The 23,115-nt window shown below is 53.0% G+C and carries 20 protein-coding genes and 1 pseudogene; 1 reads left to right on the plus strand and 20 read right to left on the minus strand.

Translation table 11 applies throughout. The annotated features are described in order from the left end of the window. Positions 1–12 precede the first annotated feature (12 nt). The 16 genes from mnmG to B2310_RS01985 all read right to left on the minus strand — a co-directional run bounded on the left by mnmG (position 13) and on the right by B2310_RS01985 (position 18,545). A complete protein-coding gene (mnmG, locus tag B2310_RS01910; RefSeq protein ID WP_290728288.1) occupies positions 13–1,929 on the minus strand; it encodes a tRNA uridine-5-carboxymethylaminomethyl(34) synthesis enzyme MnmG in 1,917 nt (638 codons plus the stop codon). Next, complete coding sequence (locus tag B2310_RS01915; RefSeq protein ID WP_290728289.1) at positions 1,929–3,245, minus strand: FKBP-type peptidyl-prolyl cis-trans isomerase N-terminal domain-containing protein; 1,317 nt, start codon at positions 3,243–3,245, stop codon at positions 1,929–1,931. The genes mnmG and B2310_RS01915 overlap by 1 nt, the downstream gene beginning before the upstream one ends. 226 nt (positions 3,246–3,471) lie before the next feature. Beyond that, positions 3,472–4,431: a pseudouridine synthase gene (locus B2310_RS01920; protein WP_290728291.1), complete on the minus strand. Its 960-nt coding sequence runs from the start codon at positions 4,429–4,431 to the stop codon at positions 3,472–3,474. 3 nt (positions 4,432–4,434) lie between these two features. After that, entirely contained in the window at positions 4,435–5,883 is a 1,449-nt protein-coding gene (locus B2310_RS01925; protein WP_290728293.1) for a DUF2914 domain-containing protein, read from the minus strand. 12 nt (positions 5,884–5,895) lie between these two features. Beyond that, entirely contained in the window at positions 5,896–6,534 is a 639-nt protein-coding gene (locus B2310_RS01930) for a nicotinate-nicotinamide nucleotide adenylyltransferase (RefSeq protein WP_290727044.1), read from the minus strand. A 10-nt stretch (positions 6,535–6,544) separates the two neighbouring features. Then, a complete protein-coding gene (locus tag B2310_RS01935) occupies positions 6,545–7,159 on the minus strand; it encodes a hypothetical protein (RefSeq protein WP_290728295.1) in 615 nt (204 codons plus the stop codon). 24 nt (positions 7,160–7,183) lie between these two features. After that, on the minus strand, positions 7,184–8,305 hold the full coding sequence (gene rsgA, locus B2310_RS01940; RefSeq protein WP_290728297.1) for a ribosome small subunit-dependent GTPase A: 1,122 nt from the start codon (positions 8,303–8,305) through the stop codon (positions 7,184–7,186). A 21-nt stretch (positions 8,306–8,326) separates the two neighbouring features. Beyond that, positions 8,327–9,949, minus strand: a complete 1,623-nt coding sequence (locus tag B2310_RS01945) for a hypothetical protein (RefSeq protein ID WP_290728299.1) — start codon at positions 9,947–9,949, stop codon at positions 8,327–8,329. A 3-nt stretch (positions 9,950–9,952) separates the two neighbouring features. Beyond that, the gene (locus B2310_RS01950; protein WP_290728302.1) at positions 9,953–10,525 is read right to left on the minus strand and encodes an FISUMP domain-containing protein; all 573 of its coding nucleotides are present in this window, start codon (positions 10,523–10,525) and stop codon (positions 9,953–9,955) included. Positions 10,526–10,533: 8 nt separating this feature from the next. Continuing rightward, positions 10,534–11,877 (minus strand): M23 family metallopeptidase, encoded by a 1,344-nt coding sequence (locus B2310_RS01955; protein ID WP_173380783.1) that lies wholly within the window; start codon positions 11,875–11,877, stop codon positions 10,534–10,536. A gap of 195 nt (positions 11,878–12,072) precedes the next feature. After that, positions 12,073–12,786 (minus strand): hypothetical protein, encoded by a 714-nt coding sequence (locus B2310_RS01960; RefSeq protein ID WP_290728304.1) that lies wholly within the window; start codon positions 12,784–12,786, stop codon positions 12,073–12,075. Continuing rightward, positions 12,783–13,400 (minus strand): hypothetical protein, encoded by a 618-nt coding sequence (locus tag B2310_RS01965; protein WP_290728306.1) that lies wholly within the window; start codon positions 13,398–13,400, stop codon positions 12,783–12,785. Before B2310_RS01965 ends, B2310_RS01960 begins: the two co-directional genes overlap by 4 nt. A 25-nt stretch (positions 13,401–13,425) precedes the next feature. Next, the gene (locus B2310_RS01970; RefSeq protein ID WP_290728308.1) at positions 13,426–14,148 is read right to left on the minus strand and encodes a hypothetical protein; all 723 of its coding nucleotides are present in this window, start codon (positions 14,146–14,148) and stop codon (positions 13,426–13,428) included. Beyond that, the gene (locus tag B2310_RS01975) at positions 14,141–15,547 is read right to left on the minus strand and encodes an RHS repeat-associated core domain-containing protein (RefSeq protein ID WP_290728310.1); all 1,407 of its coding nucleotides are present in this window, start codon (positions 15,545–15,547) and stop codon (positions 14,141–14,143) included. The genes B2310_RS01970 and B2310_RS01975 overlap by 8 nt, the downstream gene beginning before the upstream one ends. 104 nt (positions 15,548–15,651) lie before the next feature. After that, positions 15,652–16,188 (minus strand): hypothetical protein, encoded by a 537-nt coding sequence (locus tag B2310_RS01980; RefSeq protein ID WP_290728312.1) that lies wholly within the window; start codon positions 16,186–16,188, stop codon positions 15,652–15,654. 2 nt (positions 16,189–16,190) lie between these two features. Beyond that, the gene (locus tag B2310_RS01985) at positions 16,191–18,545 is read right to left on the minus strand and encodes an RHS repeat-associated core domain-containing protein (RefSeq protein ID WP_290728314.1); all 2,355 of its coding nucleotides are present in this window, start codon (positions 18,543–18,545) and stop codon (positions 16,191–16,193) included. 188 nt (positions 18,546–18,733) lie between these two features. On the opposite strand from B2310_RS01985, the gene B2310_RS01990 reads away from it, so the two are divergent. Continuing rightward, positions 18,734–19,582, plus strand: a complete 849-nt coding sequence (locus B2310_RS01990) for a M23 family metallopeptidase (protein WP_290728316.1) — start codon at positions 18,734–18,736, stop codon at positions 19,580–19,582. Positions 19,583–19,603: 21 nt separating this feature from the next. On the opposite strand, the gene B2310_RS01995 is transcribed toward B2310_RS01990, so the two are convergent. The 4 genes and pseudogenes from B2310_RS01995 to B2310_RS02010 all read right to left on the minus strand — a co-directional run. After that, positions 19,604–20,743 (minus strand): CapA family protein, encoded by a 1,140-nt coding sequence (locus B2310_RS01995; RefSeq protein WP_290728318.1) that lies wholly within the window; start codon positions 20,741–20,743, stop codon positions 19,604–19,606. Between the two features lie 48 nt (positions 20,744–20,791). Further along, the gene (locus B2310_RS02000; protein ID WP_290728320.1) at positions 20,792–21,943 is read right to left on the minus strand and encodes a radical SAM/SPASM domain-containing protein; all 1,152 of its coding nucleotides are present in this window, start codon (positions 21,941–21,943) and stop codon (positions 20,792–20,794) included. Between the two features lie 9 nt (positions 21,944–21,952). Then, entirely contained in the window at positions 21,953–22,525 is a 573-nt protein-coding gene (locus tag B2310_RS02005; RefSeq protein ID WP_290726635.1) for a hypothetical protein, read from the minus strand. 192 nt (positions 22,526–22,717) lie between these two features. Further along, positions 22,718–23,115, minus strand: a pseudogene (locus B2310_RS02010) (adenylosuccinate lyase); the annotation flags it as partial.

Raw genomic sequence — 23,115 nt, forward strand, 5'->3', positions numbered from 1 at the left:
GAGAGCCGTCCTCTAGCCCCGGTTTTCGAGCCAATGCGAAAGGACCGTTATGTCGGCGGGACGCACACCGGGAATACGGCTAGCCTGGCCCAATGTGAGCGGCTTGTGCGCGTTCAGGCGCTGACGACTCTCGATGCTAATCGACGTCACCTGCATGTAGTCGAAATCTTCGGGCAGGCGAACGGATTCCATCTTCTTCTGGTCGTCGATTTCGCGGGCCTGACGGTCAAAGAACCCTGCGTAAATTTCTTCGGCGTACATGAACCAACGGTCGCGGCGCGTCAGCGGCAAGTCCGGAAGCGCAACCTTGAACAGCTGTTCGGGGTCAATTCCCGGGCGGCGGAGAACGTTAATCCAGCGGGTGCGCTCAGTCGCGGGAGCCTGGTCACCGGCTTCAAGAATCGCGTTCGCCTGTTCGGGCAGGGCCGATTCCTCGGCAAGACGCCTCCGGGCGGTCTCGACAAGTTCAACGCGGCGTTTCCAGTCGGCAAAGTCGTTATCCGAAATCATCCCGATTGCATGCGCACGTTCCTTGAGGCGATTTTCCGCATTGTCGCTCCGGAGGAAGAGCCTGTATTCGGCGCGGCTCGTGAACATCCTGTAAGGCTCGTCGAGCAGGATGTTCGTAAGGTCGTCCGCCATTACCCCCAGGTAACTGTCGGAACGACCTAAAATAAAGGGCCCTTCGCCCTTTATTTTGAGAGCCGCGTTGATGCCAGCCAGTAGCCCCTGACCCGCAGCCTCCTCATAGCCGCTCGTACCACAGACCTGGCCTGCGAAATAGAGTCCGGGAACCTTCTTACATTCAAAAGTCGGGAAAAGTTGTGTGGCATCAACGGAATCGTATTCAACCGCATAGCCAATCTGCAGCACACGGGCTCGCGTAAGGCCCGGAATCGTGTGAATTGCAGCAATCTGGATATCCGCAGGCAGGCTTGAACTGAACCCGTTGATGTAGACGCGCCCGATATCTGCCTGTTCCGGTTCCAAGAAAAGCTGGTGACCATCGCGGTCGCCGAAGCGGTTAATCTTATCCTCGATACTCGGGCAGTAGCGTGGCCCCTTGCCGTGGATGCGACCACTAAACATTGGGCTATCCTTGAACCCGCTGCGAAGAATATCGTGCGTCCTGATATTCGTGCGCGTAATCCAGCAGACGCAGTCGTTTCGCACAAACTTGTTTGCAGCATCGCCCCAGAAATAATCCGCATCGCGGCCGGGGACAGTATTTTCCAAATGACGGTCGCTCATGGGCCAGGCGACACCATCACCGTGCTGCACATCGCATTCATCAAAGTCTATGGAATCCGGGTCGAGCCGGCTCGGCGTACCCGTCTTGAGCCTGCGAAGCACAATGCCGTTTGCGGCAAGGCATTCCGAAAGTTTATCTGCACTCGGCTCGCCCACTCGCCCACCGATACTCGTTTCAAGCCCGGTGAACATCTTGGAGGCAAGGAAGGTGCCGCTCGTAATCACGAGTGCACGCGTCACGTAGCGTTCGCCATTCAAAAGCGTAAGTTCCAAGCGACCGTCGTCCATGCGTTCAAATGCGGCCAGTTCGCCCTCGATTACCGAAAGCCCCGGAAGGTTCGTAATCACCTCGCGGGCAACTTCGCTATAATACTTCATGTCGCACTGGGCGCGCGGGCCCCATACGGCAGGTCCCTTGCTCATGTTGAGCATGCGGAACTGGATACCCGCCTTGTCTGTCAGGAGCCCCATCAGGCCGCCGAGCGCATCGATGTCGCGCACGATCTGGCCTTTCGCCACGCCACCCACGGCGGGGTTACAGCTCATGCGTCCGATGGCGTTCACATCCATCGTAAGCATGGCGGTCTTTACGCCGAGCTTCCAGGCGGCATGCGTCGCCTCGATGCCGGCATGGCCGCCACCGACTACGACGACATCGAATTCTGCAATAAGAGACATTACTTGGCAGCGGGCTTCGCTTCGGGCGCCTGGGCTGCAGCAGGCTTGAGCGTATCGACCACAGCCGGCTTGGGCGGGTCAATCTTCCACTCAACGTTCTTGCCTTCCATGAGGGCGGCGATTTCCTGCTTGAGGGTTTCCTTCTCGCTTTCGAACGCAGTGTATTCCTTGTACGAGGCATCCGGATTCACGAGGTAGACCTTGGGCACGTAGCCATCGCTGTAGAGTTCACCGAACTGGCGGGATTCGTCCCACACGATATTGACGGTATCGTCGAACTTCGCGTTGTCGGCAAACTTGCGGATGCCGGGCTTGTTGTTTCCACCGCTAGCAACGGCAACCGTCGTAAGTCCCTTCGGAGCAAATTCCTTCGCGATGTCAAGAATCTGCGGAGCGGCGTGTGCACAGTGGCCGCAGGTCGCGGAGAAGTAGAAAATCATGAGAGGCTTGCCGGCCCAAGTTTCGAGGTTTTCGGCCTTGTTCGTAATACCGGTCACCTTCACCTTGTAGTTCATCTTGGCAGGCATGCCATTCGCAAGCGTGTCACCACGGAGGCCCTTCACCTCCTCCTTGAGTTTCGCCTCGGCTTCCTGAGCCTTCTTGATAGCCTCTTCACGAAGGACCTTCATCTTTTCGTTGTAGCGTTCGCCAACAGCCTTGAGGGAATCTTCAGGGAGTGCAAGAGCTATAGTCGTATCGCGGACATTCGCAGACGCCTCACGCAAGCCAAGCACGAAGTAGTTCAAGTCGAATTCGGTCTGGAACTGCGCACCGATGCTGCTGAACTGGTTTTCGAACTGCACACCGATGAAGTAGGAGAACTTCTGGTTGCGGGTAGCCTCGGCACCGAGAACGACGGGTTGGTTCTTGGGGGCGGGAGCCTTCACAACAGGGAGGGCCTTCATAGCCGAATCCATATAGGCGCGGAACTTAGCCTGGTCTCCGTTGAAGGAGGCGTTCGTCGCGCTATCCGGGCGGATGGACGCCATACGGGCACGGGCGTTGGAATTGTAGTCAAAGCCGATATCCCTCAGCGTATCCGGTTCGACCTGGAGCCTAAAGTTCGTATCCTTCTCGGACTTGTAGGCGTCCCTGATACCCTGGACAACGGCATCTTCGTCAAGTTCTTCACCCATCTGCAACGGAATCATCTTGAAGTTATGGAGGCCGAACTGGGCACCCAACATATAGGCGAACTTCTGATCGTCAGTAGAATTCGGGGTAATCTTGGCTTCGGACTGGGCTCCACCCTGCATATCGCAGGCGGCAAGCATCATGGCAACAGACGCAAGGCCAAACAGCACTTTAGATTTCATTTTTCAACTCCTTGAACCAATGTTCAAAATTTTACGGACAAAAAATAAAAAAATTACGTGCTCGAGATACGGGAGACGCTATAAATTTATCCCAACAGCGCAAAACCGAAGCGTAAACAAAATTTTTAGGCCTTTTTGGGCTCATTTGGACGTCTCATCCGTTTTTATGTATAGATAGGGGCAAACTCCTCGGGGGCATCCTGCAAAAATTCACAAGAACAAAAAGCTAGTCAATGTCGACCAGGAGGGTCTTCATCTCGACGGGGAAATTCTTGCTGACAAACGTACGTGGGATATCCCAGTAGGGCAAAAGCAGTTCAACCTTGTACGCATAGAGCATGTGGCTATGCGCGCCGAGAACGCGATAATCTTCGTCATCAAGACCAGAAGTCGCCATTTTTTCGTAATAGAAGCCATTGCGCCAGTAAAGCCTGTCTCCCACGATGGGGAACCCGAGTTCGGCAAGGTGCGCACGGATCTGGTGCTTGCGACCGGTCAAAAGTTCGCATTCCAGCACGGAGAACTGTTCGCCGTCGCGTTCGAACCGCGAAAGCGTCCGGAAAACCGTCGAGCAGGGCTTTCCATCCTCGAAATGGAACATCTTCAGGCGGATTGCGCTTTGCGGATCTTCGCGCAGGGGCAAGTCGCAGCGGTATTCCTCATGAGGGAAGTTCCCCCGCACCACCGCCAGATAGAACTTGCGGAGAAGAATGCGGTCGAGGTTCTTCTGGAAGCGCGCCGCCGTTTCCGCATATTTCGCAAAGAGCATGAGCCCGCCCGTATCGCGGTCCAGACGGTGCATGGGAACCGCAGTCTCGCAATCGGTCGCACGGCGCACCACGGCAGTAAACGTGTTGTAGAAAATGCGTCCGGTATGGTGCACCGGGATTCCGGCAGGCTTTGCGACAAGCAGGAACTCGTCATCCTCGAACACGGTGTCGAAATCTGTCGGGACTTCGGGTTCCTCGTAGTTTTCAACATGGTACACGATCTTGTTGCCCTTGTGAGCAACGGTTTCAAGGTTCGCGACAGCTCCGTTCAGGGAAACTAGCCCGCGAGCAAAACGATCGACCCATTCGTCGCGACTGTGGTAAGTAAAGCGTTCCACCAGGGAATCGAGCAAAAGGCGTCCATCCTGTTCCGGGCGGACTTCGCTCTCGAAATACATGTCGCTCGGAGCACGCACAGGTTACCTTAAGGAATCACGTTCGAAGCCCTTGGGGGCCGGGCCATCCTCGAAGACCTCGAACTTCTGCGAGCCGATGACAGCGCCATTCTTGTAAGCCGTTTCTACAAGGTAGCGTCCAGCCGGAATCTTCTTCTTTTTCGTGTAGCTCCGGTAGCCGTTTTCGCGACCACCCCGCATGACCATCCTGCCAGAAGAAACTCTATCCGTAAGCCTGTATTCCCCTGTCGCCTCATCCTTCACGTACCAGCGGTATTCCAGTTCCGCCTTCAATTCCGCAGGCGCATAAACCGACGAAAGATAATAGACTTCCGCACCGTCGATTCGATGAACCGACGGAAGTTTGAACCCGAGTGTCTGCAAGAATGTCGGCTTGTCGATATCGCAGGAGTAGTTCTTCTTATCAAAATTCTGGCAGACCAGTTGCTGCTTCAGCACGAGCGGAACAGGCGGGACCCAGTTCATGATATAGGCGATGACCAAGGCCGAGCTGATCAGAGCCGGAGCAATCAGCACGCGCCTCTTGTGGTGCGACAGCTTTTGGATTCCGACACAGATGCCAAATGACGCAAGCGTGCTCAAAAAGAACCAGATAAATCCTATTCGGTGTACCAGGTGCGGAATCGCAAAATTCAGGAACATCGTCCCGAGCAGGCAAAAAAACGCGAGGCTCACGCCGAAGCTTTCATACCTTTTTTTGAGGAATTCATTACCGACCAGCAATACGGCCAAAAACAGCACCAGAAGGAACGAGGCCAGCGAACCGCTGCTCTTGAAGTAGCAGACGACCAGTGCGCTGAACATACTTCCGAAGCAGAACTGCACCATCCAGGAGAAACGGTCCTTCCACACCTCGCTCCATTCTCGGTCCAAAAAGCGGTGTTCCACCACGATGGCATTCTTGGGGATGGCGGTAGACTCGTAACCAATCTTGTCAGCCAGCTTTTTGGCTTCCGCAGTCGAGGCGTCCGCAGCATTCTTGAGTTTCGTTGCCGAGGCATCAGCCACGTTCTTGATTTTCGAGGCGACCACTGTCGTTGCGGGTTTCGCGAAATTCGCCATTTTACCGGCAACAGCCGAAATCTTGGAGGTCGGAGCCGGGTTTTGCGACGGCACCTGCTCAGGAGCCTCTGTTTGCGCAGCGGCAGGCGCTTCTACCGCATCCGTTTTCTCCGGGACCTTCGATTCCGCCTTCACCGGGGAAGCCGATTTCGCAGCCTGCAGGCGTTCCTTCGTCCATCCTTCGGGATGTTCCAGATGTGCCGACAAAAGAATCACCAGGATGAACGCGCCGATATAGTACGCCAGAAGGAAGAGCAAATCGGACTGGTCAATCTGCTGACCAAGCGTTATGGAATCCCAGCTGAACCCCGCCAAAAAGGCTATTGCCGGAAAAAACTTTTCGACTTTCTGAACTAGAGGCTTCTGCCTCAAATTGTCAACCAGTTGCATCGTTACTCCAACTCAATCCCTGTATAAATCATGTTCCAGAATATAGCGGTAGACTTCTGGCGCAAGCCCGTCCGGCCTTTCGCTACGATTGCAAAGCAGGCTCTTGCGGATTCCCGTACTCGAAATCCGGCCGACAAAATTTTCCTTTTCCCCAATCCAGAAAAGGTCCGCATATCCCTTCGCCTTGTGTTCCGCGACATCGGGCTGCACGTAGCCATTGCGCGCAAAGACAATCAGTTCAAAGTCCCGAAGCAGGAGGTGGCCGTTATATTCCGTGCCATAGAAATGAAGCGGGTCGCGCCAGTGCGGAATATTCTCGTAGCTGTCCGCACCAACCAGGAGGCGGAAATTCTTGTCGGGGAACCTTTCTGCAAGGCCTTTCAAGAATACGTAGGAACCGCGAAAATCTCCCTGTTCAATTTCAAGGTCCGAAAGGACAAAGCGGGGTTCGTCGGAAGTAACGAGTTCAAGCATCGCAAAACGGTCTTCGGGCGCGGCGTTCAGCGTCTTGTCCCAACGATCAGGGCTCGGCACGAACCACACCTCGTCGCAAAGTCCACGCGAAAGGCAAATCCGTGCCACCTTGACATGGTCTTCATGGACGGGATCAAACGCGCCCCCCATGATGGCAATATTCTTCAAACCAGACATCACGCTCCGCCTAGTAGACGTAAGCCGCAAATCCGAGATTTAACTGGATGCGGCTACCCGAGACTTTCTTGTTCAGGAAGGGATCGTAATGTTCCAGAACCCTCCTGTAGCCCACTTCCGCAAAAAGCATCGTCTTCGAAAAGATATTCAGGAGCGACCCGACGCCAACTCCCCATTCGTTCCAGGCGACATCGCCCTCGTCGGAAAGGTCCTTGAGTCTCGAATAGTTGCCGACAAGATAGACATCGCCCAACAGCTGGACGCCCAGTTCGACATCGAGGTTCGTATGTTCGACTTCCACCTTGTCGCCGTCATCCGTCTTTTCATCGCAATCGAAGAATCCATAGCCCACACGGAAGAACGCGACGTGAGGAAACCAGATGCCCAGCATGGGTTCAATCTGCCGTAACCCCAGTCCCTTCTCCGAACCGACACCCGTTCCCGAGCCAAAGCCGAGCGCTCCACCCACAAAAATAGGTGTCCGGATGCTGGTGGTAGACGTTCCGGTCGCCGCAGGGGCGGCAGAAGTCTTGGGGGCGTTCGAGCTCTGCGCAAAGGCGCCACCGCAACAGGTGGCGACAAGCCAAAGGAGGCTGACTAGGAATTTTCGGATATCTTGTTTCATAGTGGGATTCTTATTACAATATAATCAATCTTTTGAACCGAGGATGCGCCGGTAGCTTTCATAACGTGCTTTCGAGAGCCTGCCATCGCGCAATTTTTCGAGCACAGAACAGCCCACCTCCTTCACGTGGAGGCAGTTGCTGAACTTGCAGGTAAAAAGATCGCTCTCGAAAAACCCGGGGAAGATTTTCGCGAGGGATTCCGCATCCATGTCCATGAGGCCGATGCTGCGGATACCCGGGGTATCGATGACATAGCCGCCGCCCGGCAAATCGAAAAGACTCGAAGAAATCGTCGTGTGGCGTCCCTTGCCGTCCTTTTCGCGCACGGCGCCCGTCTCAAGGCCCGCATCGGGAACGAGCGCATTTACGAGAGTCGACTTGCCAACACCACTCTGACCGCTGAATACGGAGGATTTGCCCTGGAGCTCGGCTTTCAGCGTTTCAAGGCCCTCCCCGTTCTTTACGGAAATAGGAATAAACTTGTCTACAATGCTTGCAAAGTCGCGTATCGACTCCGGAAGTTCGCCTTCCAGCAAATCCATCTTGGTAAGCACAAGGACAAACGGCAAATTGTTGAGGTTCGCCGCAAGCAAGAAGCGGTCCATGAACCCGTAGTTGAATTCGGGCTGCGTGACGCTTGCGACAATCACCACCTGGTCGATATTCGCGGCAAGCGTCTGCTGCTTGTAGAAACTGTCGCGCGGGCCAGGGCGCTTGAGTTCGCTCTTGCGGGGGAGCACGCGCACCACGCAGTACTTCTGGGAGCCCACGCCGTCGCCCGTATCCTCGCCGTCGTTCACCAGACCGACGAGCACGCGGTCTCCCACGGCCGGGAACTCGCCCAGCGCCTTTGAGGTCGTCGCGCGGTACATGGCGGTCACTGTTTCTTCCGGAAGGCGCACCTCGCATGTGCGGCGGTGCACTTCCACGACCAGGCCCTCGACGCAGTTTTCCTCGCCGATGTTTTCGACTGGGTCCTTGATGCGCTTGATTTTAGCCTTCTTGAACTCGCGGCTGAACCGTTCCTTGGTCGGGCGCTCGTCGACGATTCCCGAATCCCATTCGCGCATGGCGTCGATTCGGCGGGAGCGGTGCGCCCGTCGCGTCGTCCTGATTTCGCGGAATTCATCGTCTTCAAGCATCATGGCACAAGGTCCCGTAAAAAACTATTCCACAAGCATCTTGAAAATGACCTTGCCTCGGGAACCGACCACGAGCGCATTGTCCACGACGGCAGGCGAAGATTCGAAGTTGTCGCCAATTTTTTCACAGAACAGGCGCTTGCCCGTTGCCCCTTCGAAGATATACATGTTGCCGGTGCAGTCGCCCTGCACCACATACAGCTTGCCGCTTTCGTCGTAGAAGCCGACAGGAGAAGACCAGGCGTAATGTTCAAGCGGGACGCGGTAGACAACCTTGCCCGTGTAGCGGTTCATGGCGACAAGGTCTCCCTTGAAGACCGGCTTATGGATGCTGATGGGCACGATGATGAGGCTATCGCAGTCGCCGCGCCCGATAAGCGGTGTCGAGTACATGCCGCCGTCGAAACTCTTGCCCGCGATTTTTGCCTTGTTGCACTTGAACTTCTGTTCCCAGACCTTTTCGCCCGTAAGCCCGTTCAACTTCACGAAGTAAGAAATTCCGCTGTCGCCCTGCTTGTCCATTTCGCTTGCCGTATAGACAAACGGAACGCCGTCCTCGACATCGATCACCACGGAACCGTCGGTATCGTCGTGGTTGTCATAGCGCCATACGGGTTTCATCGTGTCGAGGTTGATGCAGATGATGTTCCCGTAGTTGTCTCCGAAGTAGCCATAGTTGCGGTACACGGCAATCGAGGATTCCACACCCGCCGCCTTCTGCTTCTTGACCTTGTACTTGAGGCTCGAATGGAGCTTGAGGCCACCCTGTTCGCGGATAAACTTGTAAATCTTGCCATTTTCGCCGGGGCGGATTAAAAACTGACCGACAACAACCGGCGAAGAATCGTAGGCACCCCAGCCGCGCCAGGCGTCGCGGTCGCGGTTGTACATGTGCGTCACCTTGTGCTTCTTGAGGTCGATAACTCCCGCGCCAAAAGGAACCTCGTCGCTCTTGGGGACACCATGTCCAAAGTAGAGGTTGCCGTTCATCGACGGATCTAGCGAGATGCTCCCCTTGATGGGGTTCGTGACATCAATCGCCTTGCGCGAGGCCTTGCCCGTCTTGAAGTCGATGAAGTAGATGTGGCTGCTGAGCGAGCCCACCATGATTTCTTCGTTGCTGAAATTCTCGGTCAGGCCAAAGGAAGAATTCCTGAACATGTCGGCGATACTGTCCGGCCAGTTCACGTAGACCGGCTGGCCAGTCCATCCGGAACCGCCACCCCATGTGCCGAGCTTGGTCGGCTCGCTGTCGAAATCCGTTTCGAACTTCCACGCGACCGTAATCTTGGATGGAGTCCCCTTGACCTTGCCCTCGTGCGGAGTGTTGCGCTTGAGCCCGCCGCGGAACGTGAAGATTCCCGGAGTCTTCTCGTAGACATCCTCGAACGAATCGATCGTCCCGGAAACCCCGGTAGAAGCGTCGTCGACGACATACTCGAGGGCGCGCGCCGAGGCCATCATCGTATCGGGAAAGTGCTCCTCGACAACTGGCTTCTCCTCTATAGGCGCGGGAGCCGCTTCTGCCAGGGCAGCTTTCTGCACCTCGACAACCGGTGCCGCCTCCTGCTTCTGCTCCGATTCTCCATTGCAAGCGGAACAGATTCCCGCAAGAAGGACAACCACAATCTTCATCCCGTATCTCATCTTCTACTCCTTTATACAGCGGACCGACAAGGCCGCCGTCTTGGAATAAGTACCCTTATTGAAATCCTCGTCGACGCAATAGAGGCTCCAGGAAATATTCTCGGTGGAGCTCCACATGCTGTAAAAGCAGTCGCGGTATTCGCACTTCTTGCGGCTTTCGCAATAGCCCGCGGGTTTCGCGTCAAAACCAAAATCGTCAAAGCCGTTTCCGTTCCGGTCCCACCCGGATTTCGCCTTCAGCGCATTGCCGACGCTTCTCACTCCCGTCTTTCCGGCATAGCCGTAGAGCTTCCGGAAATCGTCGTTCGACGGCAAGCGCCACCCTGCAGGGCAAGCCTTCTCGGCCACATCCTTCGGGTACAGGCGTTCCGAGCAGCCTTTCGCGGCACCGCCATAGCAAAAGCTTCCCTTGGCCGCATACGCCAGATTTTCCGCAAACCAGACCTGGCCGCCAATTTTCACCGTGCGATAGACGCGGCCGTCCCGGCTGTCGGTAAACTCCGACCTTGCGCCGTCTTCGGCAAAAGCCACAGAAGCAAGCGCCAAAAGAAGGAATGTGACCAAGGCTCTATGCAAGGGCTCTCCTAGTTCAATGCGCGCACGTGGACCATCACGTCCGTCGTGTCGTTCGCCTTTACCGCGGGCGTCTGCAAGGTGAGTTCAATCTCCTTGCGGATATCCTTCACCTGCCCCTGCAACTTTGCAAGGCGCTCGCCCGCAAGCTTCGGAGTCGCAATCATCGTCTTCGTGAGCGGGTCAATCCATTGCCCCTGCGGGTTCTTGAAACCAAAATGCAGATGCGGCCCCGTACTGCGGCCCGTAGACCCCACCTTCCCGATGAACTGGCGGGCGGCCACATGCGTCCCCACGCTCACGCTCCTCTGCGAAAGGTGCATGTAGTAGCTCACGAAACCGTCGCTGTGCTTGATGGCAATCTTGTTTCCGCTCGCATCGTCGTAGCCCGAAACCGTCACCACGCCATCGGCCACCGCATACACCGGGGAACCCATGCTCGCGCGGTAGTCCACGCCCGCATGCAGGCGGTATTCGCCAAGAATCGGGTGCAGCCTCTTGCCGAAGCGGCTACCGATCTGGATCTTGTCGAGCGGGTAGCGGAGCCCGTTGAATATCAGCGCCTCGCCGTTTTCGGTATAGTGCGCATTGAACGAGCTCTTCGGGTCACCATCGAAATAGAGGAAAGCCTCGTGATGCCCCACCACGCGTCCATCGAACTCGGCGTAAATCACCTTGCCGCTCACCCAAACGCCATCCTTGTCGAACGTGTCCTCGAGAAGCACGCGGAAACGGTCTCCGGGCTGTGCGCTCTGGAATGCAATCTTGCACTGCAACACGCCGCTCACCACGCCGCGCATGCGCTGCGGAATGCCCGACTTAAAAAGCATGCCGTCGAGGGTGCCGCCCTTCTCGAGCACGCCCTCATACACAGATTGCTTGCGGACAAAGGGTTTTTCCACCTTCTTGTAGACAAATCCGGAATCCACCCAGTGCACCAGGTGGACAAGAATCGCGTTTTCCTGAAAACGGAAGACCTTCACCGAATGTTCAGCCTTTGCCGCATGCGCCGCAGAATCCACCAGCGCGTAAAAGCGCTGTCCCACCTTCAGCTTACCCATGTCAACACTGTCGAGAAGCGTATTCACCAACTGAGCCATTTCCTTCCGGGAGATGTTCATGCGTTCCAGGACCGCGTAGGGACCATTACCGGGCTGGACCGTGTCGCTGAGAAGCACCACATCGGAGGGCGTTTTCTTGAGCCGGTCAATCTCCTGGTACAGCGAATCCGCCCGCATTTCGAGAACGGCGACATCCTTCTGGAGATTGGACAGGGTTTCTTCCTCGTGACAACCGGAAAACAGGGCGAGGAACAGGGCAAAAAATACGGGAACCGTGTATTTCAGAAATTTCATCTAGGCATTCACCGGTAATAAGTTCAACAACAATAATTTAGAAAAAAAAATGCAAACACAACGAAACCACCTCATCAGCAAGCACCTTGCCATGTTCAAGGGGCGATTACGTCGGCAAACATTTCACCATGTCCGGGTATTTTTCTTTCTTCTAATTTTCAGTCATAAATTCGCTTACAACAAAAAAACGCAATTTTATTCACGACTCATCAACGACTCCTCGTACTCGCGAAGTTTTTTATAGCCGGGGCTTTCGAGTGGGAGAATGGACGAGTCGAGTTGCAGGGGTTTATAGCCTTCAAGATCGTTAGGATTAGTCTGTATCGTAATTGAAAAAAACCTTTGATTCGCAGGAATAGAAATCTCAAAAAAAGGGCCATCAAAATAAATTTTTTTCCGAAGTGATTCAGTTTTTTCATTCAAACTGCAATTTTCAATATTCTCATTATTACAAATCATTCTATGATTAAAGAACATACCTGAAATCACCCTCAGACTATCCCCACCATAGACGACATGGTACAAAGAATCATCTTTCACGCCAACAAGGCCATCCCATATAGACAACAAAAACTCCATGTCAAAAAAATCACTTTTCATGGGAACGTTCATAGAAAAGCATTCAATCAACAGATTGCCAGACAATTCATCTGCATAAATTTTTCCACCCCAAAAGCGCCTATTTCCAAATAGATTTGCACAGAGCTTTTCTGGGTTTAGAATTATTTCCTGACTATCCTCTATAGGCCCTCTTTTCAAGACATTTACACCGGTTATCCGGGTAATATTCCACTCATCAAAATAATCCACTCTTTTTTCCACAATGCGGTAATTGGGCGTTGAAGAATGATTCAACGTAACGCACGATATAAAAAAAAGCACACTCATCACAAATAAAACAACTTTCATTTACACCTCAAAAAAACAACTGACGAGTCAATTTCTTCAAAGTAATCAAACACCTTCGTATATATATCAAATTCTCTTGGCTTTTTATCAATAGCAAGCTTAAACCTTCTATAATAGAAGTACTTCTTCTTTTCGTGTTGTTGCAGATAGCCCATTATTATATCGCCAAAATGGTTTGACGGATTGTTTATTTCACAACTAATATGCAAATACGCATGTTTCTCTAGATTTATTCCTTGAATTTTTTTGACCATTTCAGAGTCCAACGAAACATTTTTGCGACATTCTTTTGCATCTGCATATTGTAGACGAAAATTTCTTTTTTCGATATATTTCTCTGGATTAAGCCAAGGAAGCATAGACACACGTGGCAACTGATATACGGTTGTCTGGTTTTCATCCTCATTTAAATTCAGCCGATACAGGCGCTGGATTCCATTTCTTTCATAGAAGACAAAGAAAGCATCTCCTTGAAAGATATCCTTTCCAAAAAAACTTGAAAATGCGTCTTGACGATATTCAAAAATTTCTTGAGAGTTTGCTGTCGATAAAAAAGTAAAACTATCATACGCCAATGAACATTCATCATTCGCAATCAATAAAACATTCAGCAAAAGAACAGCAAGAAAAAAAATCGTTTCATAATGCGGGGCAGTCTTTTCCGTTTAAAATCAATAAATAATCCTTCGTGCGGAATCTTTCCGAAGAAAACTTTTCTGGATTTTTCACAAGGTTTCTCCAATTACACTTTACCGCTGTCTCATAATTAGCAATTTTTTCTATACTTCTAGCTATAGAGAAGAAATCTTCCAAGAACATATCACCTTGAAAATTCTTCTCTAAGCACAATGGGTTATGAAAAGACACCATCCGAATTTTCCCATCACGTTTTACTTGATAAATTTCGGCATAATAATCACTTGCACAATCACAGTAAAATATTAAGCTATAGAAATTACGATCTAAAAAAGAAACTGTCTTTCCATATAGATTTTCATTCACTTTAACATTCCGAGAACCACAAGTTTGTTTGTAATAATTTAAATTTGCTTTTACGTGTTTATCTATACATGGATAAAAATCCTCCGTCGATTCATTCCGGACAAAACCCGGTTCCATATATAGAACAACATCATTCTTATCATTTACATAGAAAAAAACATCCACCTCAGCATCATTTCTTCGCACAACAAAATAAATCCCTGGTTTTTTTTCATCAAGGAACAATGCTTTTCCATACGCCTTTGAGTAATAGATTTTTGATTCTCCATGCGGTTTTATTGAAAACCAGTCACATCGATCTTCAGCATAAGAAAGCGCAAAGAAGGAAAACAAGCAAAAAAATTTCAGCGTATCAATCATCAATTCCGTAAGCAATCCTTGGCAGATAATACCCAAAAAAATCTATCAAAAGATGAGAAAATACATTTCCTCCATAATTATAGCTACTAAACGCACGTTGTCCACCATCCTGTGCATATTTAAATTCAACATGAGGATACCCTTTTTCTCCTTTTTTCCACACAACCAATTTGTCGTATGTTGTACTCCAATCAAAAGGCCAAGATAAAACAATTGACGAATAGCCATTATTTGCAAGGTGATTCACAACAGCACGCATTTCCTCCATACTGAGATTCATTCCTTTTTCAGATACCAGTTTTACAAGCGCTGAAGCATTTGCTGTACTATTAAGCATTTTTAGTAACTCCTTTCCCCCCACTTTTCCAATACCCTCTTTACTTGTATCATATGAATTTCCCAATTTAAAATGTCCCAAAATTCCCAAATAAGGATTCCAAAATTCCATACTAACATCATTTTGCATTCCATTCGCAGACACCTTTCCAAAATTGTCACCCACCCCAAAATACAAACCTTCCTCGAATCCCCAGTCCAGCCCCCCGTTGCGGGACACGCCCGCATAGGCACCCGCAGCATTGATTCCCATATACCAGCCGCGACCGGCCACATTCCCATAGCCCCATTCCTTGCCGACCGATGCCCCGTAAACTCCGCCCACGCTTGCATAGGCCTCCACATACGCAGTGCCGCCGAGGAACTCGCTATTCGACCAGTACAGGCCCCCGCCGACACTCTCCCCGCTACAGAGCAGGTCGCCGATACCCGCACAGGCGCCCATCTGCCCGGTCAGGGCGTGGCCCGTCTCCGAGTTGTAGGAATAGCCTCCGCCGAAATTAGCCCAGAGCGGCACGCCCGGGAGGGGGACGCTCATGGAAGCCGAGAGGTTCGCTGTGTACGAGCCGTCGGAGTTCCACGAATAGCTCGCGTTGAACGAGCTACCCACGCCGATGTCGTAGGCGGCCCCGACACCCACGCTGAAACCGTGCGCCCTGTCGTAGCCGACCACAAGACCGGCACCTACCGCCCACAGCCCGGACGGGTCAATCAGGTTGACGGGGTCGCCGCCGTAGCCGTAGGGGTTCACGTACTGCCCGGCAGGGTCGGGCGTTAGCCACATGCCCAGGAGCGGGTTGTAGAACCTCGCGCCGAAATAGTAGTTGCCGGTGGCATCGTCAAGTTCCTTGTCCTGCCAACGCCTCTCGTCGGGCAGGGTCCCTCCCGGATAGATCTCAGCCACCGCACCGTACGGGTAGTAGTCGTAGGCGGCGACGATGCCGGAGGGTCCCGCATATGCGCGGACGCTGCCCTGGTGGTCGACCAGGGGGTAGACAGCGGAAGATGTAGCCGCGTCGCGGTAGCCGCCACCGGGCAGAGAATGTATTTGCGATTTCTTCATTCAATGCAAATCAAGGATTATTCGCTCACGCATCTTCAAAAATAATTAGCTGTATGATTTTCCAAAAATAGGCTGCATTTCTACTATCACATTACAATTAATCTCTACATTCTGAACAATTCAACAGGAATAAAAAACCACTTTTTTTTACGTTCTTGATTCACTCTAAAATTAAAGACATGAGCCGTTCCATCCTTCTTCTCGAACCGAAACTCAATCTCGTAAGACTGGATAGATGGTGTTTGGACTGTAATAAAGAATTGTACTATTCTAACCGAAGACGGCTCAAATGTTATTTTATTCAATTCAATTTTCGAATTCATTAACCCTTTTTTCAGCATCACCGTCATTACTACATTTTCTCCATATTCATCCACAAGAGCGACGTTTTCAGCCGATACTTCCTCTTTTATTTCCTTAGGCAAATATATTCCATATTTATCATTATCTTCTATCTCCATAATAAAATACCTATGATATGGAACAACTGTATCACCCACTTCTTCTTGGGTATAGGGATAGTCCGCTATGCAAAAAAATTTTTTTTCATCACACCCCTCTACAGCATACTCTACCCGCATTTCACTGTAAAAACAAGAGGTCAAAAGAAGCATTAATGGCAAGAAAAAAAACTTTTTCATAATCAGAGTCCCGAAGCATCAAATACCCAATAAGGAATTATATCCAAAAAGAAATGTGAAATCCAGTTATTACCATAGTTATAGCTTGGTGCAGGATAATATTTTCCTCCTACAGTAAAAAGACCTTCTACTGCGGGCACCTGCCACCAATGCATATTTCCTTTCTGCATCCACATTTTGTCAACGGTCGCTTTAGGATAATTTCCAGTAAAGAAGCCTTTAACAAGCCCCCAAATAAAATCTCCTGAATTCGGTTCATGCAAAGCTGCCCCTAATAAAGAATAATGTCCATATTTCATTCCCCTATCTTTAGCAAGTTTTTCAAAATCTTTCCTGTTTATCCCTTTCCCGTTTTCTCCCATCACCTCTTTTTGTATTGGATTTTCATTCCTGTTCCCGTGATCATACATGAAGTAGTCGCCAAAAATACCAAGGGTGGGAACGCTCAAACCGGCATATTGACGTTTTCTTCCATTGGGATCTTTTCCCAAATCTTGCAGCTTATAATACAAACCTTCCTGGAATCCCCAGTCCAGCCCCCCGTTGCGGGACACGCCCGCATAGGCACCCGCGGCATTGATTCCCATATACCAGCCGCGGCCGGTCACGTCACCGCAGCCCCATTCCCTGCCGGCCGACGCCCCGTAAACTCCGCCCACGCTTGCATAGGCCTCCACATACGCAGTGCCGCCGAGGAACTCGCTATTCGACCAGTACAGACCCCTGCCGACACTAACCCCGCTACAGAGCAGGTCGCCGATACCCGCACAGGTGCCCATCTGCCCGGTCAGGGCGTGGCCCGTCTCCGAATTGTAGGAATAGCCTCCGCCGAAATTAGCCCAGAGCGGCACGCCCGGGAGGGGGACGCTCATGGAAGCCGAGAGGTTCGCTGTGTACGAGCCGTCGGAGTTCCACGAATAGCTCGCGTTGAACGAGCTCCCAACGCCGATGTCGTAGGCGGCCCCGACGCCCACGCTGAAACCGTGCGCCCTGTCGTAGCCGACCACAAGACCGGCGCCTATCGCCCAAAGCCCGGACGGGTCAATCAGGTTGACGGGGTCGCCGCCGTAGCCGTAGGGGTTCATGTACTGCCCGGCAGGGTCGGGCGTGAGCCACATGCCCAGGAGCGGGTTGTAGAACCTCGCGCCGAAATAGTAGTTGCCGGTAGCGTCGTCAAGTTCCTTGTCCTGCCAACGCCTCTCACCCACCGGGGAAGACGACAGATAAACCGACGACACAGCACCGTACGGGTAATAGTCGTAGGCAGCCACGATGCCGTCCGTCCCGGCATAGGCACGGACGCTGCCCTGGTGGTCCACCAGCGGGTAGACTGCGCCGGAGGTGGCGGCATCGCGGAAGCCGCCGCCAGGAAGGTCCTCGCGCAGCATGGACTGGTAGGCATCGAACCGGTTCTTGCGCCACGTGCCTATGCCCTGGACCTCGGACTCCTCGTACTGCAGGCCGACCGGGCGCAAGGTCCGAGAGCGGTATATGCGGGAACCACCGAGTCCGTAGACGTAGCGTTCGTAACCCGTCTCGCTGTCATAGATGAAGTCGCCGCCGATATCGTCGATGGTCATGTCGCCCGGCACCTCGGAATACATCCTGACCTTGTCAGGGAGGCCCGAGGAATTCAGTTCGTAGGCAGTCTTCCCCTGCCTGTCAAGCCACATCCGTCCAGAGGCGTCATAGCGGTAATATTCGTCCGTGCCCTGACCGAAGGATATGCGCGTCGGACGGAACCGGTCTACGTCATAGATATAGTGGACCGACGAGCCCCCCTCCGTCTTCGTTGCAAAACGGCCGAACAGGTCATAGTTGTACTGTCCTGCAAGGGGGCCTTGCACCGAAGCCAGGCGGCCCTGGTTGTCGTAGGCATAGGACGATGTCCGTACAACGTCCCCGACTCCGGGCAAGGAGCCGTAATCATGCACCACGCCTCCCAAGCGGCCGGACACGGGGTTGTCGTAAGTAAGCGTTTCGGAATACAGCGTCGCGCCGCCACGCGTATAGGTCCGCGAGAGGGGCCGCCCGTGGATATCGTGCACGGAGCCGTAGGACGATATTTCCATATTCCCGTCACTGCGCTGCGTAGTCAGCACGTTGCCGTAGGGGCTGTAGGTATAGTCCACCCGCGCACCGCCGGATTCCGTGGCGGATTCAAGCCTGCCGTAGGAGTCGTACGCATAGGAGACGGTCCCCTTCGTGACGAAGGTCCCGTTTTCCCATTGCGACCAGGACATGGAGAGCAGTTCGTCCGCCATGCTGTAAGAATAGCTTTTCCTGATGGCGACGGTTATCCCGCCGACATGCCGGACACTCCAAAGAAACGAATCATGCAAGTAATATATATTCATTACGTAAGAAAAGCAATGCTTTTTTGAAGTCTTTGTCAGGAATACTAGTATAATTCTCCACCTATCACTTTCCGCATTCCGGAGAATCCGCCTTTTTTAGCAAAAAACGACATTTTAGACATCCCGTCCATAACGCACATCACACCCTATCTTGAATCGCCGCCGAAAAATTTCTAACTTGGCGGGCCATGAAAGTTTCGAGCGTTTCCACCTTGATTATTGCGATGCTGCCAGCGCTTTCTGCCGGCAACGAAGTCATAGCCATGGCACCCGCCGCCGAACAGGCCCCCATCCAGGAAACAGTCGTCGAAACCATTCCCGAAAATAATTCCGAAATTGTCGTACCCGATTCTGCCGTAAGCGAAGCCGTCACGCAGGATCCTTCCGAGGTCGAAGCGGCCGAAGCCGAAATGGAATACCTGGACTTCAGCGGGGCGCATTTCCCGACCCTCCACGGCACCCTCCTCAATTCCCCCTACGGAATTCGCAAGCACCGCCTTCACCGCGGAGTCGACCTCCACCTCCATATCGGCGATTCCGTTGTCGCCGCCTACCCCGGAAAAGTCGTCGTATCGAAATACAACAGGCGCGGCTACGGCAACTACGTGATGATCGAACATGCCAACGGGACGCGAACCCTCTACGGTCACCTCCAGAAGCGACTTGTAGAAGTGGGCGCCATCGTCGAAGGCGGCCAGCTCATCGGAAAGGGCGGAAACACCGGCCGCTCCAGCGGGCCACACCTGCATTTCGAAATCCGCTACGGCGAAGTCAACATCGACCCCGCCACCGTCTTCGATTTCGAAAAGGGAGAACTGCTCCCGAACGCGGAGCGCTACGCGCTAGCCCCCGCCATCGACAGCCACAACGCCATCCAGGCCGAACTCTCGAAGCACCGCTTCCACAGGGTGCGCCCCGGCGACACGCTCGGAAAAATAGCCCAGATGTACGGGACTACCATCGAGAAACTCTGCAAGCTAAACAAGATTACCCGAACCTCCATCCTGAGGATCGGGCAAAACATCCAGTGCTCTTAATTCTATCCGCGTTCCGGCGGATTACTTCTGCAACTGCTTTACGCGGATAGGCAGCGCCTTCGACACGGGCTGCAGATTGCTCTTCGCATAGCTATTCACGATGCGCTTGTAAAGGTCGTTCACCGACTTGAACGTGAAACCCTTGGCCGTCTCGCGCCACAGGTGCTTCGCGTGGAGTTCTTCCGTATAGTCGCGCAGGGGAACCGTGCTGTGGCCGTTCTCGTCGAAATAGGTGATGGAACCTTCCATGTTTGCACGGGTCACCTCGATCTTCGACTTGTCGCCATCGACCGTCTTCTGGACTTCGAACTTTGCGACGCCCCCGAGAATCGTCCCCAGACGGAACTGGTTCGAGATGAAGTTCCCGAGCGACCAGAACACGAGTGCCTTGTTGCCCTTCTTCGTCTTGAATACGCCAAAGGGCTCAATCACGTGCGGGTGCGCGCAGACCAGGATGTCGGCACCCGCATCGATGGCCTTCTCCGCCCTCGCGAGCGATTCCTTGTCCGGAAGCTCCGTATATTCCGTTCCCATGTGAAGGAAGGCGACCACGACTTCGGCGTTGCGGTCCGCCTCGGCGATGCGCTTCAGCCACTTGCCCTCGGAATCGAGCATGTCCACCATGTACTGGCGGTCATCCGGCATCTTCTGGGCATTCAGGCCGTAGGTAAAATTGAGGAACGCGAACTTGATTCCGTTTTTCTCGTCATAGCGGATCTGGGCCTGGTCCTCGGCCGTACCGTGGATCCCGAGTACCATCATGGGCTTGCCTTTCCAGAAATCTAGCGTGTAGTCGACCCCCTTCGCCTTGCGGTCCATCGTATGGTTGGTCGCATGAGTGACTATGTTGAAACCGGCATTTAATTCCGCAAGCCCGACCTCCTCGGGCGAACCGAAAGTCGGATACGAGGAATACTTGTCCTCGCGCGGAACAAAGACCGTTTCCTGGTTCACGCACGCATAATCCGCCGAATCGATATCGGCCTTCCATTTGGCAAAGAACCTGTCGAACACGCACTTGGACGCATCCTTTTCGCAGGCATCGTAGATGGCGGAATGCATCAGCACATCGCCAATGGCGAAGAAAGAAACCTTGGAGACCTGCGGTTCAGCAAAGGCCGACAACGCGGAGAACATAAGGATAGACGCAAATTTTTTCATAGGGCAGTTCCTCGATTCAGGGACTACCGAAAGATAATAAAAAAGGAATCATCCGCTTATGACGTCATCGCAAACGGCATCGTCGCAAATGGCATCGTCGCATATTGCGGCGAGCATGCGTTCGTGCGTGCACACCTCGGGTGACACCCCGTGGATATTCCCTGTGGAATAGAATGACGTGCAGGCGCATTCGTGCGCATGGCAGCGGAAGCGTATGGCACAACCCTTGCAGTCTTCCTTGTCGCGACTGAAGAAGTCCAGGATATCGCGGGCCACCGCTCCGTTCCAGATTTGCGCTGGGTCGTCAAAGACATTGCCCAAAATGTAGGGAGCATCCGGCTTGCTCGTGATAAACCGCGTGCAGGGGAAAAGGTTCCCGTTCGCGGCACAGGCGACAATGCCCTCGGCCACCTGGCAGCTGGACGTGCGGTGGCGCTGCCCAGTAAGCCTGAACTTCAACTTGTCCTGGATGGTTCCCAGGTAGAAGGGGACTTTCTTGCGCTTGAGTTCGAGCCAGAATTCGGCAAGTTTCTCGTATTCTGCGGCAAGGGCATCGAATTCCTCCCCCGTCCACTTGCCGTCGAAATCCACGGCGGCGGTCATGTTCCTGAACCCCTGCGCCTGTATCCAGCGGGCCGCATCGGAAAGCGAGCGCATGTTGTCGCGGGTCACCACCGAAAGCACGACCGTATCGAGCTTGGTGAGCACGGGAATATGCGGTTCAATCAGCTTGAAGGAGCCCGCCCCGCCCACCTGCTTGCGGCAGATGTTGTGGTGCGCCTCGGGGCCGTCAAGCGAGAGGTAAATACGGAACTTTTCGCGCTTCAGGTACTCGATGATGTCTTCGTTCAGCAGGGTGGCGTTCGTGTTGACTGCAAAACGCAGGCGAAACTTCGGCGACGTCGTATTCGAAGTCGGCGGCCCGAGCAACACGTCTTCGCCAAAACGTTCATGCACCAAGCCTTTCGCGAAGTCCACGCCCCTGCGGATGGAATCCATGCAAAGTAACGGCTCCCCGCCAAAGAAAGTGATGTTCAAAAAACGCTGGTTCAGCGAAAGAGTGCGTTCAAAGGCGAGCCTAATCGCCGCCTCCATAATGCCACTCGACATCACTAGGCTGCGGGCCTCGTGGCTCACCTTGTAGTAGCAGTAGGAGCAACGCAGGTTACACCGTTCCGTTAGAGAAAGAACCAGGTTCATTGGCGAAAATTACTGCTTCGGTTCATCCATGCGTACCGGCGTATCCTCGATGACCCCCGACAACATCGGCCCCGGTTCTACAACCGGTTCAGTTACAACCGGATCGCCCGCAAGCGGTCCCGACTCCGTAGAAGAGGAAGACGGCAGGATTGCATCGCTAGAGGAATGCGGCAAGCCAGACGTCGTAGAGCTCGATTCAATTCGTTGGTATGACGAACTAGAAGATTCCAGATGCCCGGTGTCGATGTTGGAGCCAGATTCCGGTTCAATATATTCCGGCGGAATTACCTCGCCCGAAGTCACATCAAGCGAATCTATTTCATAACTGCTGGAAGAAAGCCTAGTCTGGGAAGAACTGGATTCATTATACTCCCAATCGCATGGCATTTCCCCGCAAGTCATCTGCTCAGAGGAAGTGGGCTCTATAACATCTCCACTGGTTGCCGAAGTCGTATCGCATGCCGTCAGCGCCGCACTGGCAAGCACTGTAGCCGCCGACACCCCAAGCATCGAGGCGAGTTTCTTTTGCGTGGAAGGCGACCACGCTAGGTTCTTTTCCACCTTCTTTTTCGAAATGTCCATTGTGTCCTCCTATTTTATCACAATATAAATTAATAAGCGCCCACAAAAACGTCAAGAGGCTCAATTCGCAAAAATCCGTGAGAAAAGCACCAAAAACATGTCACAACACCGCATATTATACACTTTGTTTCATATACAAAACAAAGACCCCCGCTCAAGGCGGGGGTGACAATTCAAGATTGAGGTTTATAATTAAACCTTCAATTCTCCAGCATCAATGTTGCTCCAATCCGGAACGGCCTCAATGGCGGGACGCACTTCCTCAGAGACAAATTTGACAACCTGGCCCGGAGCGCGGCCCACGAACTTGCGGAGGTCGAGGATTTCCTTGAGCTTCGCTTCGGTGATGCCGAGCTTCTGGAACTTTTCGTTCTTCAGCACGCGTTCGAGCAAGTCGTTGTCCTTGCCCTGTTCCTTCACGACCTTGCCTGCTTCCATGGACATCACGCGGATTTCTTCGTGGAGTTCCTGACGGTCACCGCCGTTCTTCACACCTTCCATGATGATGTTTTCGGTAGCCATGAACGGGAGTTCGGCCATGATGCGCTTCTCGATGACCTTCGGGTAAACCACGAGGCCGTTGGTGACGT

This window comes from Fibrobacter sp. UBA3629, from assembly GCF_002374005.1.
GTDB lineage: Bacteria > Fibrobacterota > Fibrobacteria > Fibrobacterales > Fibrobacteraceae > Fibrobacter.

Excerpts from the sequence above, each read along its gene's own strand:
- mnmG (WP_290728288.1), bottom strand. The coding sequence starts at position 1,929 with ATGTCTCTTATTGCAGAATTCGATGTCGTCGTAGTCGGTGGCGGCCAT.
- B2310_RS01915 (WP_290728289.1), bottom strand. The coding sequence starts at position 3,245 with ATGAAATCTAAAGTGCTGTTTGGCCTTGCGTCTGTTGCCATGATGCTT.
- B2310_RS01925 (WP_290728293.1), bottom strand. The coding sequence starts at position 5,883 with ATGCAACTGGTTGACAATTTGAGGCAGAAGCCTCTAGTTCAGAAAGTC.
- B2310_RS01930 (WP_290727044.1), bottom strand. The coding sequence starts at position 6,534 with ATGTCTGGTTTGAAGAATATTGCCATCATGGGGGGCGCGTTTGATCCC.
- B2310_RS01935 (WP_290728295.1), bottom strand. The coding sequence starts at position 7,159 with ATGAAACAAGATATCCGAAAATTCCTAGTCAGCCTCCTTTGGCTTGTC.
- rsgA (WP_290728297.1), bottom strand. The coding sequence starts at position 8,305 with ATGATGCTTGAAGACGATGAATTCCGCGAAATCAGGACGACGCGACGG.
- B2310_RS01945 (WP_290728299.1), bottom strand. The coding sequence starts at position 9,949 with ATGAGATACGGGATGAAGATTGTGGTTGTCCTTCTTGCGGGAATCTGT.
- B2310_RS01955 (WP_173380783.1), bottom strand. The coding sequence starts at position 11,877 with ATGAAATTTCTGAAATACACGGTTCCCGTATTTTTTGCCCTGTTCCTC.
- B2310_RS01960 (WP_290728304.1), bottom strand. The coding sequence starts at position 12,786 with ATGAAAGTTGTTTTATTTGTGATGAGTGTGCTTTTTTTTATATCGTGC.
- B2310_RS01970 (WP_290728308.1), bottom strand. The coding sequence starts at position 14,148 with ATGATTGATACGCTGAAATTTTTTTGCTTGTTTTCCTTCTTTGCGCTT.
- B2310_RS01975 (WP_290728310.1), bottom strand. The coding sequence starts at position 15,547 with ATGAAGAAATCGCAAATACATTCTCTGCCCGGTGGCGGCTACCGCGAC.
- B2310_RS01980 (WP_290728312.1), bottom strand. The coding sequence starts at position 16,188 with ATGAAAAAGTTTTTTTTCTTGCCATTAATGCTTCTTTTGACCTCTTGT.
- B2310_RS01985 (WP_290728314.1), bottom strand. The coding sequence starts at position 18,545 with ATGAATATATATTACTTGCATGATTCGTTTCTTTGGAGTGTCCGGCAT.
- B2310_RS01990 (WP_290728316.1), top strand. The coding sequence starts at position 18,734 with ATGAAAGTTTCGAGCGTTTCCACCTTGATTATTGCGATGCTGCCAGCG.
- B2310_RS01995 (WP_290728318.1), bottom strand. The coding sequence starts at position 20,743 with ATGAAAAAATTTGCGTCTATCCTTATGTTCTCCGCGTTGTCGGCCTTT.
- B2310_RS02000 (WP_290728320.1), bottom strand. The coding sequence starts at position 21,943 with ATGAACCTGGTTCTTTCTCTAACGGAACGGTGTAACCTGCGTTGCTCC.
- B2310_RS02005 (WP_290726635.1), bottom strand. The coding sequence starts at position 22,525 with ATGGACATTTCGAAAAAGAAGGTGGAAAAGAACCTAGCGTGGTCGCCT.